This window comes from Candidatus Terasakiella magnetica (genome assembly GCF_900093605.1).
GTDB classification, from domain to species: domain Bacteria; phylum Pseudomonadota; class Alphaproteobacteria; order Rhodospirillales; family Terasakiellaceae; genus Terasakiella; species Terasakiella magnetica.
Genome location: NZ_FLYE01000044.1, coordinates 155,028 through 168,612, shown reverse-complemented (window position 1 = coordinate 168,612; position 13,585 = coordinate 155,028). Strand labels below are relative to the sequence as shown.

General features: G+C 48.6%; 12 protein-coding genes. 11 read left to right on the top strand and 1 reads right to left on the bottom strand.

Annotated features, from left to right (window positions below; translation table 11 throughout):
* From murB to MTBPR1_RS12925, 10 genes are all read left to right on the top strand, one after another.
* Complete coding sequence (gene murB / locus MTBPR1_RS12970; protein ID WP_069189438.1) at positions 1-936, top strand: UDP-N-acetylmuramate dehydrogenase; 936 nt, start codon at positions 1-3, stop codon at positions 934-936.
* Positions 933-1,844: a D-alanine--D-alanine ligase gene (locus tag MTBPR1_RS12965; RefSeq protein ID WP_069189437.1), complete on the top strand. Its 912-nt coding sequence runs from the start codon at positions 933-935 to the stop codon at positions 1,842-1,844. Before murB ends, MTBPR1_RS12965 begins: the two co-directional genes overlap by 4 nt.
* Complete coding sequence (locus tag MTBPR1_RS12960) at positions 1,832-2,680, top strand: cell division protein FtsQ/DivIB (RefSeq protein ID WP_069189436.1); 849 nt, start codon at positions 1,832-1,834, stop codon at positions 2,678-2,680. The genes MTBPR1_RS12965 and MTBPR1_RS12960 overlap by 13 nt, the downstream gene beginning before the upstream one ends.
* 39 nt (positions 2,681-2,719) lie before the next feature.
* Complete coding sequence (gene ftsA, locus MTBPR1_RS12955; RefSeq protein ID WP_069189435.1) at positions 2,720-3,979, top strand: cell division protein FtsA; 1,260 nt, start codon at positions 2,720-2,722, stop codon at positions 3,977-3,979.
* Positions 3,980-4,090: 111 nt separating this feature from the next.
* A complete protein-coding gene (ftsZ, locus tag MTBPR1_RS12950; protein ID WP_069189434.1) occupies positions 4,091-5,698 on the top strand; it encodes a cell division protein FtsZ in 1,608 nt (535 codons plus the stop codon).
* Positions 5,699-5,955: 257 nt separating this feature from the next.
* On the top strand, positions 5,956-6,906 hold the full coding sequence (lpxC, locus tag MTBPR1_RS12945; RefSeq protein WP_069189433.1) for a UDP-3-O-acyl-N-acetylglucosamine deacetylase: 951 nt from the start codon (positions 5,956-5,958) through the stop codon (positions 6,904-6,906).
* Between the two features lie 244 nt (positions 6,907-7,150).
* A complete protein-coding gene (locus MTBPR1_RS12940; RefSeq protein WP_069189432.1) occupies positions 7,151-8,083 on the top strand; it encodes an outer membrane protein assembly factor BamD in 933 nt (310 codons plus the stop codon).
* A gap of 12 nt (positions 8,084-8,095) precedes the next feature.
* Positions 8,096-9,760 (top strand): DNA repair protein RecN, encoded by a 1,665-nt coding sequence (recN, locus tag MTBPR1_RS12935; RefSeq protein WP_069189431.1) that lies wholly within the window; start codon positions 8,096-8,098, stop codon positions 9,758-9,760.
* 81 nt (positions 9,761-9,841) lie between these two features.
* The gene (gene ligA, locus MTBPR1_RS12930) at positions 9,842-11,926 is read left to right on the top strand and encodes an NAD-dependent DNA ligase LigA (RefSeq protein ID WP_069189430.1); all 2,085 of its coding nucleotides are present in this window, start codon (positions 9,842-9,844) and stop codon (positions 11,924-11,926) included.
* Between the two features lie 98 nt (positions 11,927-12,024).
* The gene (locus tag MTBPR1_RS12925; RefSeq protein ID WP_069189429.1) at positions 12,025-12,255 is read left to right on the top strand and encodes a hypothetical protein; all 231 of its coding nucleotides are present in this window, start codon (positions 12,025-12,027) and stop codon (positions 12,253-12,255) included.
* 78 nt (positions 12,256-12,333) lie between these two features.
* Here the strand turns inward: MTBPR1_RS12925 and MTBPR1_RS12920 are convergent, their stop codons facing one another.
* Entirely contained in the window at positions 12,334-12,750 is a 417-nt protein-coding gene (locus tag MTBPR1_RS12920; RefSeq protein ID WP_069189428.1) for an OsmC family protein, read from the bottom strand.
* 67 nt (positions 12,751-12,817) lie between these two features.
* Here MTBPR1_RS12920 and MTBPR1_RS12915 point away from each other — a divergent pair, with 67 nt between their 5' ends.
* Entirely contained in the window at positions 12,818-13,582 is a 765-nt protein-coding gene (locus tag MTBPR1_RS12915; RefSeq protein WP_069189427.1) for an acyl-[acyl-carrier-protein] thioesterase, read from the top strand.
* The last annotated feature ends 3 nt before the right edge of the window (positions 13,583-13,585 follow it).

Below are 13,585 nucleotides of genomic sequence, written 5' to 3'. Positions count from 1 at the left end.
GTGACTTCTGTCGTTTCATTCAAAGAAGGTTTATTGGATAGGCTCCCGCCCGTGCGTGGTCGCCTTAGTGCCAATGCGCCTTTGAATAAGGTGACATGGTTTCGCGTGGGCGGGCCAGCAGAAGTTATGTTTAGACCCCAAGATGCCCAAGACCTTGCTGATTTCATCAAGAACAAACCCCTTGATGTGGATGTAACCTTTATCGGGGTAGGTTCCAACCTTCTCATTCGTGATGGTGGCATTCCCGGTGTTGTGGTGCGTTTGGGGCGCAATTTTGCCAATATCAGTGTTGATGGTGACTGTATAAGTGCAGGTGCAGGCGCCCTTGATGGCAATGTGGCAAAAGTCGCACTTGAAAATTCTTTAGGTGGTTTAGAATTTCTTAGTGGTATTCCCGGCACAATAGGTGGTGCCTTGCGAATGAACGCGGGAGCCTATGGTCGGGAGATGAAAGACGTGCTGGTTGAAGCCCAAGCAATTTCACCACAAGGTGAGCTTAAAACATTAAACCTCAATGAGATGGGCTATTCCTATCGCCATTGTGATCTTGGTGATGCAGGCTGGACCTTTGTTTCCACCCGCATGAAAGCCACCCCGTCCCCAAAAGAAACCATCGCAGCAGAAATGCAACGCATTCAAGATGCACGCGGTGAAAGCCAGCCGATCCGTTCCAGAACGGGTGGGTCGACCTTTGCCAACCCAGAAGGCCATAAAGCATGGCAGTTGGTTGATGAAGCAGGCTGTCGCGGCCTAAAGCGAGGTGGTGCGCAAGTATCACAACAACATTGTAATTTCTTGATTAACACTGGTGAAGCCACAGCGGCTGATCTTGAAGGTCTTGGCGAAGAAGTCCGCACGCGCGTTAAAGAAACCAGCGGCGTTGAGCTTCGTTGGGAAATTAAACGTATCGGCATTGAAAAGGGAGAAGACGCATGAGCACACATGTTGCAGTCCTCATGGGCGGATGGTCCTCTGAACGTGAAGTATCCTTGGTAAGCGGGGCAGCTTGTGCCAAAGGCTTACAAGAAGCGGGCTATAGTGTCACAACAGTTGATATCCAGCGCGATATGGGCTCTCTACTAACCCGTCTTTATCCCAAACCTGATGTGATTTTCAATGCGCTGCACGGCCCTTATGGTGAAGACGGCTGCATTCAGGGCTTTCTTAACATTATTAATGTGCCTTACACCCATTCCGGTGTGCTGGCTTCCAGCATCGCCATGGATAAGCCCATGGCAAAACGCCTGTTTGAAGAAGCGGGTATTCCTTGTGCCAAACATGTCATTGCCAAACGCGATGAGGTTTTGGCAGGTGATGTGATGGAACGCCCCTATGTGATCAAGCCTGCCAATGAAGGCTCAAGCGTCGGGGTCAAGGTCGTCTTTGAAGGCGATGAACCTCCCTTTAGCCATGATGACTGGCCTTATGGCGAAACGGTTATGGTTGAACAATTCATTGCTGGTCGCGAACTCACTGTTGCGGTGATGGGTGATCAAGGCGCTCTAGGCGTGACCGAGATTGGCACAGATCATAAATTTTATGACTATGATGCGAAATACGCCGATGGCGGGTCTTGGCATGAAGTACCTGCGAAAATTCCAGCCGATATTGAAGAGCGTGTCAAAAAACTCTCTGAGATTGCCCACAATACATTGGGCTGTCGCGGGGTATCGCGCGCTGATTTTCGCTATGACGAAGAAAAAGGTGAGCTTTACATCCTTGAAATTAACACCCAGCCCGGCATGACACCCACCTCACTGGTGCCAGAACAAGCCGCTGCTGCTGATATTTCTTTTCCAAAATTGGTGGCCTGGATGGTTGAGGAGGCACAATGCGACAGCTAAACACAAATGCAAAGCCTAATGTGAACCGCAAACGCGCCACAGCTTTGTGGAAAAAACCAGCCTTTCGCCCGCTTGCTTTTGCCTCACTCATGGGGGTGGTCGCAGCCTTGATGACCTATGCAGTAAAAACAGGACTGGCTGATCTTGCCACCTTGCGCGTGGAAACAGCAGCGATTGATGCCACGGCTGGTTCGGGTTTTATCTTAAAGGATGTTTTGGTCGAAGGTCGTGAAAACACACCGGCTAAAGACTTGCGCGCAGTGGTAAACCTTTCCCTTGATCAACCGATTTTAAATATTGATCCAAACAAACTGCGCACGCGTATTGAAGCTCTGCCTTGGGTGGCAACGGCTTCAGTTGAGCGTCAATTGCCTGATATCATCCATATCAAGCTCAATGAACATCGCCCAACCGCCATGTGGCAGCATGATGGAACTTTCTCTCTTATTAATAAAGAGGGTGAAGTCATCTTAACAGGCGGGGACGATATCAAGGTATTTTCTCACCTTCCCCTCGTTGTAGGTAAAGGCGCGCCCGCCCATGCTGATAAGGTTTTGGCGATTTTACGTTCTGAACCAGACTTAGGTAAAAAAGTAAAAGCTGCCGTGCGTGTCTCTGAGCGTCGTTGGGATATCGCGATGGAAAACGGCATGTTTATTCGCCTGCCTGAAGACCATCCGGAAAAAGCATGGTCGCGTCTGGCGATCTACAACAAAGAACATGAACTCTTTAAAAAGAAGCTGGAAAGTGTAGATATGCGTCTTCCAGACAGAATTTTAGTAAAAACTGAAGGTTTGGAAACGATTCGTAAACCACTTGTGGGGCAAGATACATAAAGCGAGCCTTTAAAAGCTCAATTTATTTTGAAAAATGGAATGCAAAACGTGACGAAGAAAACCAGAAATGGCCTTATTGCCGCCCTGGATATTGGCACTACAAAAGTGTCCTGCTTCGTTGCGCGCGCCACCAAGGATCAGGATTTGGAAATCATCGGCCTTTCCCATCAAATTGCGAACGGCCTGCGCCGTGGTGTAATTGTGGATATGGAAGCCGCTGAAAAATCGATCCGTAGCGCCGTCCATGTGGCTGAAGAAATGGCTGATGATACGATTGAGCGCGTGATCGTCTCTTTGTCAGGCGGCCATCCTGCAGCCAACCTGCATAATGTTGAAACCAACGTTCACACCGCCAAGATCGAAGACCCGGACGTGATGCGTCTGTTTAATCAGGCCCGCGCCCAAGGTCAGTTACCAGAAGACCATATTCTACTTCACACCCTTCCAACTGAATTTGTCATCAATGGCGAAAGCGGTGTGCGCGACCCACGCGGTATGGCAGGCGATCGCCTTGGTGTACGTATGAATTTGGTCTCAGCCAATTCCAGCACCGTGCAAAACCTCAAGACTTGTCTTGAGCGTTGCCATCTTGATGTTGAAGAAGAAGTCGTTGGCGCTTATGCCAGTGGCCTTGGTTGCTTGGTTGAAGATGAAATGAACTTGGGCTGCTGCGTTGTGGATATGGGCGGTGGCACAACGGATCTTGCTGTCTTTATTGATGGCTCATTAGTGCATGTGGATAGCATTCCGGTTGGTGGCTCCCAAGTCACAAACGATATTTCGCGCGGGCTTAACACCCCTGTTGCCCATGCAGAGCGCATGAAAACAAAATTTGGCAGCTGCTTACCAGCACCAAGCGATGATCATGAAATTTTGCGCGTACCTGTTTTGGGTGAAGAAGATGATGCAGAAGGGACCACTGAGTCCCGCTCCACATTAGTCAGCATCATTCAGCCGCGCCTTGAAGAAACATTTGAACTGGTGCGCGAGCGCCTTGAACATTCCGGCTTTGATAAAGCCATCGGTCGCCAAGTGGTGTTAACTGGTGGTGCCTCTCAGCTGCGCGGTGTACAAGAGCTGGCCGCGCGCATCCTTTCTAAAAGAATTCGTCTCGCCCGCCCCCAGCATTTGCAAGGGTTGGCAGACGCAACAAGCGGACCGGAGTTTTCTACATGCATCGGTCTCTTGAAATATGCACACGAAAAACAAGGCGTGTGGCCCACAGGCCCCGCCCAAACAGGGCCAGACCCAAATAGCCTTTTTGGTAAATTAGGTGTCTGGTTTAAACAAAATTTTTAGATTTAACGAGTAAACTACAAAAATAAGGCCATAACCGACATAAAAAAAGTTGGGATGGTTAGAGCGATAACAAGGCAAGTCACAAGTTGTTTAGTCGAAAGGGCAGATAAAATGGCTATTAATTTTCAAGCACCGGAACATCAGCCGGTACCTGTGCAAACAGGGCCACGCATCAGCGTAATTGGTGTTGGTGGTGCAGGCGGTAACGCCGTTAACAACATGATCCAATCTTCACTTGAAGGTGTGGAATTCGTTGTTGCAAACACAGATGCGCAAGCATTGACACAATCCAAATCAGACCACCGTATTCAACTGGGCGCACAGTTGACATCCGGTTTGGGTGCGGGTTCTAAACCAGATGTGGGTCGTGATGCGGCATTAGAATCAATTGACGACATCATGCAACAGATCACAGGATCAAACATGGTCTTTATCACTGCCGGTATGGGCGGTGGTACAGGCACAGGTGCAGCCCCTGTTATTGCACATGCTGCACGTGAAGCTGGTATCCTGACTGTGGGTGTTGTAACCAAACCGTTCCAGTTTGAAGGTGTGCACCGTATGCGCCTTGCTGAAGCGGGCATTGAAGAAATGCAAAAATACGTGGACACATTGATTGTGATCCCAAACCAGAATTTATTCCGCATCGCTACTGAAAACACAACATTTGCAGAAGCCTTCCAAATGGCTGATGAAGTGCTGCATTCTGGCGTGCGCGGTGTGACCGACTTGATGGTCCGCCCGGGTATGATCAACCTTGATTTCTCTGACATTAAGACTGTCATGATGGAAATGGGTAAAGCCATGATGGGTACAGGCGAGGCCGAAGGCGAACGCCGTGCAACAGAGGCCGCAGAAGCAGCGATCTCTAACCCACTACTTGATGACAGCACAATGAAGGGTGCCAAAGGCGTTCTTATCAACATCACAGGCGGTATGGATATCTCCCTCTTTGAAGTTGATGAAGCTGCAAACCGTATCCGTGAAGAAGTTGACGCAGATGCCAACATCATCTTCGGTACGACACTGGATGAAACTCTTGAAGGTAAAATGCGCGTTTCTGTTGTTTCAACAGGTATTGACGCCATGGAAGCCAAACAGCCAACACCACGTGTTCTTGATGCCGCACCAGAAATTACAAAACCGCAAATGGCACCACAGCCAACACCTGCACCTGCGGCTGAACAAGCCCCAACAATGGCGCAAAATGTTGCTTCGCGCGTTTTGTCCATGCAGTCTGTTGCACAACCTCAACAACCTGTTGCCCAAGCTGAGCCAGTAGCACAAGCTGCCCAAGCCGTTCAGGAAAACCCGGCAACAAGTGCTGAACAAGTTGCAAAACGTATTCAGAACTCCCTGCGTGAACCTCAAGAAGTACAGGCGGTGCAACAAGAACGTGCCCCTTTTATCCCACCGGCGGCCACACAGGTCAGCCAGCCTGAGGAACCCGTAACAGCACCAAACCCTTTTGCCCAAAAGCTTGAGGAAGTTGTGGAAGAAACAGTAGTTGAAGAAGAACCAGCTGCAACCCCTTCCCTGTTTGGTCGCATCACGGGCCGCGTAGCCCGCGCAGCCAAAGCCAAAGAAACAGCAGAGATCCATGAAATGTCACAGCCAAGCCTTGATATTTCACCGGCCGATCGTCCGGTAACGTCTCAACATGCTGGTGAAGACGACTTGCTTGACATTCCCGCATTCCTGCGCCGTCAAGCAAACTAAGGTCTGATTCTTGCCTTATCAGACCAAGTAGCTGCCCTGCTACTTAAACAACGTGACTTGAAAGCCGGTCTCATTGGTTGCAACACACAATGCAACCCGTGAGATCGGCTTTTATTTCAAGCGCTTACACATATGCTGCATTGTAACAAAACGTAACAAAGGTTGATTTGAATTCTGTGCAACAAGAGCGTAATAATTCAACCTAGGAAATATGAACTAGGGGATCACCCCTAAGTAAAATGGGTAATAGAGGCGTTATGACAAATATTAAAAACCAGAAAGCAACAAAAGCTCTTCGTCAAAAAACCTTGAAGACGACAATCAACTGCTCCGGCATTGCGCTGCATTCTGGCGAAAAAGTCTCCATCACCCTCAAGCCAGCCCAAGCCGATACAGGCATCATTTTCAAACGTGTGGATATTGCAGGTAAAGGCGCTGAGATCAAAGCGACTTATGACAATGTTGTTGAAACCACACTTTGTACAAAAATTGGCAATAAAGACGGTGTAACCGTTGCCACAATCGAACATATCATGGCCGCCATTGCAGGCAGCGCAATTGACAACCTGTTGGTTGAAATCAACGGACCGGAAATGCCGGTTATGGATGGCAGCTCTGCCCCGTTTGTTTTCCTTATTGAATGTGCAGGCATTGTTGAACAAGACGCACCGCGCAAAGCCATCCGCATTGAAAAGCCTGTCAGTGTTGAAGATACAGAGCGTTTTGCAGGTTTCCAACCTTGCGAAGGCAGCATTTACGATTTCACCATTGATTTTGACAACCCTGCAGTTGCCCGCCAAGAACACACTGTTCACATGGGTCGTGGTGTCTTTAAAGACGAGCTGTCGCGCGCACGTACCTTCGGCTTCCTCCATGAAGTTGAATATATGCGCGCCAATGGTTTAGCTCGTGGTGGCTCCCTTGATAACGCCGTTGTGGTCAGTGCTGATGGCGTGATGAACGAAGAAGGCCTTCGTTTCCAAAATGAATTTGTGCGCCATAAAATCCTTGATGCGGTTGGTGACATTTCTTTAGCAGGCCTGCCAATCATCGGTCGCTACACAGGTATTTGTTCTGGTCACTACCTGAACAACCAGCTTTTACACGCACTAATGGCTAATCAGGATGCATGGTCAATTGTCCCTATGACAGCTGATGACCTTGATGCAGCTTATACAGAACAGCGCAAAGCCGCTAAATCTGCTTAAGCACTCTTATCTAATCCATAAAAGTCAAATCCAAGACTTTGCGAACCCCGTATTTTAGGAATGCGGGGTTTTCTTTTTTAGGCACATCAGACCATAATTTTACGCCAACCTTTTCTCAATGAGATCAATCCAGAGTTATGAACAGGCTCTTCGAAAAAAAATCTGAGAATTGCATAGAGACAAAAGCCCCATTCTTGGTATAGTCTGCGCTATACGCGTTCATATTGAGACTGACAGAACTTCTATGAAACAGATTAAGAAAAAAACCATCCTTCGCCTTGCTGCACCCCTCATGATGTTTGCAGCGCTTAGTGCCTGTTCAGGTACAGATCAGGCTGAAGATTATCAGGAAAGTCCTGTTGAGCAGCTCTATAATGATGCTCATAACAACATGCTTGCCGGTGAATATGAAGAAGCGGCGAAAAAATTCGATGAAGTTGAACGCCAGCATCCCTATTCCATCTGGGCAACAAAATCTCAATTAATGGCCGCTTATGCCAATTACGAGAATGAAGAATATGACGAGGCCGTCATCGCCCTTGATCGTTTCATCCAGCTTCACCCTTCCAATAAAGATGTGCCTTATGCGACTTACCTAAAAGGTCTGTCCTATTATGAGCAAATCTCTGATGTGGGCCGTGACCAGATGATGACTGATCTGGCGCAAAAGACATTTCGTGAGCTGATCAAACGCTACCCGACCAGTAAATATTCCCGCGATGCCCGCCTTAAACTTGACCTGACCTTTGACCATTTGGCAGGTAAAGAAATGGAAATTGGGCGTTATTATACGTCTCGTAACCAATGTATTGCCGCCCTATCACGTTTTAAAACCGTTGTGCAAAAATATGATACAACGACCCACGTACCAGAAGCGCTGCACCGTATGATCGAATGTTACTTACAGCTGGGTCTGGATGATGAAGCGCGCCGCACCGCTGCGATTTTAGGCCATAACTTCCCCGGTTCAGATTGGTATATCGATTCTTATCAGATTGTTGAGCGCAAACGCGTCAAAGATAAAGAAGCACCAAGCTGGTACTGGCCTTTTGAAGAAAAAGACGCCCTTGAAGTCTTGGAAGAACAAGACGGCCTAAAAGCTGAAGATGCGCGTCCTGATGAAGAAGCGCTCGAGCCCGCAAAAGAAGATAAATCTTGGTATAATTTCTGGGATTAACAGGCCGACACAATGCTTCACCGACTTAGCATTCGCGATATTGTCCTCATTGACAAGCTCAATGTGGATTTCAAAAATGGGCTCTGTGTTCTCACGGGTGAAACAGGCGCGGGTAAATCCATTTTGCTCGATAGTCTTGGCCTTGCCCTTGGCGCACGTGCTGATAGCGCCCTTGTGCGCCATGGCAGTGATAAAGGCTCTGTGAGTGCTGAATTTGACCTGCCTCATGACCATCCTTTCTGGGACCTGCTCGTTGAAGCTGATATTTCGCGCGAAGACAGCTTGGTCTTGCGCCGTGTGGTTAATGCCGATGGACGCTCGCGCGCTTATATTAACGACCAGCCTGTAAGCGTCTCCCTGCTCAAACAAGCAGGTGCTGCCTTGGTGGAAATCCATGGACAGTTTGATACCCAAGGCCTGTTAAACCCGATCACCCATCGCGGCCTGCTTGATGCTTTTGGTAACCTCACCTCCATGGCTTCTAGTACAAAAGTCCTTTTCCATAACTGGAAACAGCTGGAAAAAGAACGTCTTAACGCCGAACAAGCCTTAGAAAAAGCCCGCGCAGATGAAGAATATTTGCGCCATATGGTCGAAGAGCTTACAGCCCTTGCCCCCCAAGAAGGGGAAGAAGAAGACCTTGCCTCCCAACGCCAAATGATGATGCATGGTGAAAAGTTACTTGAAGGGCTCAAACAAGCCCATGGCGAGCTTTCTTCCCACAAGGGCGTGGAAATCATGATGCGCAATGCACTGCGCCATCTAGAGCGCATCGCTGAAAAAGCCGAAGGTCGCCTTGATGGGGTGATTGAGACATTAGATAAAGCCTCAGAATATACTGCCCAAGGCATCCAGCTTCTTGAGCGCGCAAGCAATGATGTTGACCTTGACCCGCGCCAGCTTGAAGCTATTGAAGAGCGCCTCTTTGCCCTTCGTGCAGCCGCGCGCAAACATGATGTGCCGGTCACGGAATTGCCAAGCTTAAAAGATAAATTCGAAGCCCAGCTTAATGCGGTTGAGGCAGGTGATAGCGCCTTGCAGGCTTTGCGTGAAAAAGAAGAAAAAGCCCGCAATAGCTATATTGAATTTGCAGAAAAGCTTGGTGATAAACGCCGCAAAACGGCCAAAGGCATGGACCGCGCCGTGAATGATGAGCTCGGCCCGCTTAAGCTTGGTGGCGCAACATTTGGCACCTCCTTTCATAAGCTGGAACAGGCCGATTGGAATGAAACGGGCTGTGATAAAATCGCTTTTGAAATTTCCACCAACCCCGGTGCCCCGCTTGGCCCCATTGCCAAAGTGGCCTCAGGGGGTGAACTTTCGCGTTTCATGCTCGCCCTAAAAGTAGTTCTGGCCCAAGCCGACCCCATCCCCACCCTTGTTTTTGATGAGGTCGATGCCGGGATTGGCGGGGCAACGGCAGCCGCTGTTGGCGAACGTTTGGGCAATCTGGCACAAGAAGTTCAAGTACTTGTGGTCACACACTCCCCACAGGTTGGGGCACGTGGTAATCATCATTTGCGGGTTTCAAAGGCTGAAAATGGCGGTAAAGTCATCTCCACCATCCGCCCCCTTGATGATAACGAGCGCACCGAAGAAATCGCCCGCATGATCTCAGGTGAGCAAGTCACGACCGAGGCCCGCGCAGCGGCTGATACATTACTTAATGCGGTTTAATTCTCTTGTCATACTGGCAAAACCCAGTATCCAAAACATAGACTCTGGCCCTGCCCAGAGTGACGACCAAGGTTTTTAAAAATGGCAATTCAAACTCTACGTACACTAGCTGTTGATGATCTCACAGAATTTGATGCTTATGCAGAACTCAAAGCATTGGCACAAGAAATTGCCGCTCATGACAAAGCTTATTATCAAGAGGATGAGCCCAGCATTTCTGATGCGGATTATGACGCCTTGCGCCAACGCAACATTGCCATTGAAGAAAAATTCCCCCATTTAAAACGCAAAGATAGCCCCACTGATAAAGTCGGTGCACCTGTGCAATCGGCCTTTTCCAAGATCACCCATGCCGTGCCCATGCTGTCACTGGGTAATGCCTTTAATGATGAAGATGTGCAGGATTTTATTGATCGTATTCGCCGCTTCCTTGGCCTTGATGAAGCTGAGGCCGTTGAGATCGTGGCAGAGCCTAAAATCGATGGGCTGTCCATTTCCCTTCGCTATGAAAAAGGCCGATTTAAACATGCGGTCACCCGTGGGGATGGGGCTGTGGGTGAAGATGTCACCCAAAATGTCCTCACTATGAAAGAAATCCCGCTTAACCTGCCAGAGGGCGTGCCTGATATTGTGGAAATCCGCGGTGAAATTTACATGGCAAAGGATGAGTTTGATGAGCTCAACCGCCAACAAGAAGCCGCAGGGGCCAAAGTTTTTGCCAACCCGCGCAATGCTGCTGCAGGTTCATTGCGCCAGCTTGATACCTCCATTACTGCAAAACGCCCGTTGCGCATCTTTGCCTATGCATGGGGCGAGCTCAGCGCACCTGTATCACACACCCAAATGGGCGTGATTGAAAAATTCAAAGACTGGGGTTTTCCGGTCAATCCGCTGACCAAGACATGCCAAAATCTTGAAGAGGTCATCGCGCTTTATACCCACATCAATGAAAACCGCGCTGATCTTGCCTATGACATTGACGGGGTGGTTTATAAGGTCAATCGTCTTGATTGGCAGGACCGTCTTGGCATGGTCACGCGCTCACCACGTTGGGCCATTGCCCATAAATTCCCTGCTGAAAAAGCCCAAACGGTCTTAGAAGCCATTGATATTCAGGTTGGGCGCACAGGCAAGCTCACCCCGGTTGCACGCCTTAAGCCCGTGACCGTTGGCGGCGTGGTTGTCTCCAACGCCACCTTGCATAATGCCGATGAGATCAAGCGCAAGGATGTGCGCGTGGGCGATACGGTCATCATTCAACGCGCAGGCGATGTTATCCCCCAAGTGGTTGAGGTGGTTATTGCTAAGCGCAAAGATGACAGTAGTGCGTATGTGTTTGAAGAAAAATGCCCCATCTGTGAAAGCCATGCGGTGCGCGAAGAAGGTGAAGTCGATTATCGCTGCACTGGCGGTCTAATCTGTGCGGCCCAAGCGGTTGAAAGGCTCAAACATTTTGTCTCGCGCAATGCCTTTGACATGGATGGGGTCGGCGCCAAAAACGTTGAAAAATTCTGGCAGGAAGGTCTGGTTAAAACACCAGCTGATATTTTCCGCCTTGGGGACCATGTTGAGACCATTGCCAAATGGGAAGGCTGGAAAGAAAAATCCATCGCCAACTTGCAAAAATCCATTGAAGAAAAACGCACCATTGGCCTTGATCGTTTCATCTATGCCTTGGGTATTCGCCAAGTGGGCCAAGCCACGGCCAAAACGCTAGCTAAAAACTATTTAAGCTTCACCACATGGCAAGAGGCCATGATTGCAGCCCAAGATAAAGAAAGCACGGCCTATAACGACCTTGTCGCCATTGATGGCATTGGTGAGCTCATGGCCCAAGATATCATCGACTTTTTTGAAGAAGATCATAACCGTGATGTGATGATTGATCTTAATGAGCAGCTCAATATTGCAGATTTTGTACCGCCTAAAACAGATGGCTCGGTTGTTGCGGGTAAAACCGTTGTCTTTACCGGCACCCTTGTCACCATGACCCGATCTGAAGCCAAGGCAAAGGCCGAAAGCATGGGGGCGAAAGTGTCCGGTTCAGTTTCTAAAAAGACCGATTATGTGGTCGCTGGTGAAAGTGCCGGATCAAAACTTAAGAAAGCCCAAGAGCTTGAATTAAACGTATTAAGTGAAGAAGACTGGCACAATTTGACATCTTGACGTTAATCCTCACCCATATGGGTGAGGCTTTATGACGAAATCTTCATTATCCTTTCCTATAAGACCTAATTTCCAATGGTATAATAGGGAATAGATAGATGTGTGCGACACGGCTCACATTCACAGATGAAATCGATATGGATGACCCGCGCGTTATTGCAACTCAATTATATGAGATGCAAGGTTACCTACGCGCGCTTGATACTGTTGCAGGCTATATCAGCGCAGCTAAAAATGAGCAGATGCGCAATGAATGGCAACTGATTGGCAGTGAAATCAGCAAAATGGGCCAGACTGATATCAAACAGGTGCAAGCGGGACTGCGCTAACGCACTAAAAAGTAATCCCGCCTGTAGATTTTGGTCTTTGCCAGAATGACTAAGGCCAATGGCTAAAAATAACGTAGCTTAATCGAGCTCAATCACTTCAAAATCGTGCGTGATTTCGGCTGTTTCGCCCAACATGATTGAGGCTGAACAATATTTCTCCGCTGACATTTCAACAGCCTGTTTGACTTTATTTTCTTTTAAGCCGCGTCCTGTCACCTTAAAATGAGCATGGATTTTGGTATAGACCTTTGGGTCCTCATCTGCGCGCGTTGCATCAATTTCAACTTCGCAATCTTCTACATTTTCGCGCATACGACCCAAGATATGCACCACATCAAACGTCGTGCACCCGCCCATGCCGAGCAGTAACATTTCCATGGGACTCGGGCCCACACTTCCTTCACCGGGGCCTTTGGCTTCCATGACAACACCGTGCCCACTACCACTTGTTCCCACAAAAATGCGGTCTTCTACCCATTTAACACGTGTTGTCATCGCTTCATCCTTGACTTGAAATCAAACTCGTTTCTACATAACATAAAGAAAAAAAAAGGAAAGCTGTATGATTGATTGGGCAAAAGTCGATAGCGCCGTGGCCCCGCCAACACTGGGCCAAGAAATTTATCACGTCCGTATTTCGGAGATTTGCCCCAATGGGCTGTTCTCCATCTGCTCGATGGCTGAATATTTACAAGAAAGCGCCTTTCGCAATTCATCCCTGCTGAATTTAGGTATGGAAGCCTTAAACGGGACATCCCTTGCTTGGGTGCTTGCACGCCTTGCCATTTTCGTGCGCCACTATCCCCATAAAGGCGACGCGGTGGCGGTTGAGACATGGTATGCCGGAATAAATGGCAAATTTGGCAACCGTTTTTATCGTTTTCGCGATGAAAATAACATGGTGATTGCAACCGCCCTGTCCACCTTTGCCCTGTTTGATTTAAATGAGCGAAAAATTGCTGAATGGCCGGAATTTGTGCAAGCCCGCATGCCAGAAGCTGGCCCAAAGCCACTTGATTTTCAACGCCGCACCATTGAAAAACCGCTTTTAGGCATTCCACGAGAACCCTTTAAGCCCCGCCTTGGCGATATTGATCTTTATAATCACGTTAATAACACCAAGCTGATTGAATGGGCCTTAAGCGCAGCCACAGAAAATGTGCGTCACCCTTTCCAACCCAGTGCGCTTGATATCGTCTTTAGAAATGAATGTACCCTAGATGATTCCGTTCAGGCCGAGGTTGAACAGCTTAGCGAACATGACAGTTGCGTTTTACTGTCTTCCTATGGGCAAAAAGAACTCATCCGCGCCCATATCACCCGATAAATA